The organism is Streptococcus oralis, assembly GCF_001588645.1.
Lineage (GTDB): Bacteria > Bacillota > Bacilli > Lactobacillales > Streptococcaceae > Streptococcus > Streptococcus oralis_AB.
In genome coordinates this window covers 1-292 of record NZ_LAYF01000054.1, presented here as the reverse complement: position 1 = coordinate 292, position 292 = coordinate 1, and the positions used below count along the sequence as shown (strand labels likewise).

At 50.0% G+C, this 292-nt stretch carries 1 protein-coding gene; it reads left to right on the top strand.

Annotation, left to right across the window (positions count from 1 at the left end; genetic code table 11):
- Positions 1 to 292, top strand: a 292-nt coding sequence (locus A0739_RS10535; protein WP_269139520.1) for a hypothetical protein, incomplete at both ends; no start/stop codon positions are given.

The following is a 292-nucleotide window of genomic DNA, read 5'->3' as shown; positions in this document are numbered from 1 at the left end:
TGACTGGATCAAGCTCAATGAGGTTGAGGCACTGGCACTTACTGAGACTGACTGGCTCAAGCTCAATGACGCTGAAGCACTTGCGCTTGCTGAGACTGACTGGCTGGTGCTCAATGAAGTTGAAGCTGATTCACTTGTTGAAACTGACTGGCTCAGGCTTACTGATGCTGAAGCACTGGCACTTGCTGAGACAGACTGGCTTGTGCTCAATGACGCTGAAGCAGACTCGCTTGCTGATACTGACTGGCTTGCGCTCATTGAGGTTGAAGCAGATTCACTTGTTGAAACTGAC